At 43.1% G+C, this 311-nt stretch carries 1 protein-coding gene; it reads left to right on the top strand.

Annotated features, from left to right (window positions below):
• Positions 1–311 (top strand): Cna B-type domain-containing protein (locus tag HMPREF3093_RS09750; protein ID WP_180363255.1); only part of this gene is annotated, 311 nt, incomplete at both ends.

The raw sequence follows: 311 nt of genomic DNA, 5'->3' as shown, positions 1-311 counted from the left end.
CTTACCATACTACCAAGATGGTAAGACTGATCCATCTGTCTACACTGTTGAAGAAACTGGCATAGAAGGTACTGGCTATGAAGTAGCCTATAGCAATCAAACTGCAACAAGCGCTACTGTAACCAATACTTATCGTACTACCGAGTTCAAAGTAACCAAGGTATGGGCTGGCGATCAAGATGCAAGTAAGCGTCCGTCTGTCAAGTTCCAACTCAAACGTGATGGTGCTAACTATGGTGAAGCTAAGGATGTACCAAAAGAAGGCGGTTTAGTGACTTGGACTAACTTACCATACTACCAAGATGGTAAGA

The sequence above is a fragment of the Abiotrophia sp. HMSC24B09 genome (assembly GCF_001815865.1).
Lineage (GTDB): Bacteria > Bacillota > Bacilli > Lactobacillales > Aerococcaceae > Abiotrophia.
The sequence above is the reverse complement of the archived record's forward strand: the minus strand, read 5'-3'. Positions and strand labels throughout refer to the sequence as shown.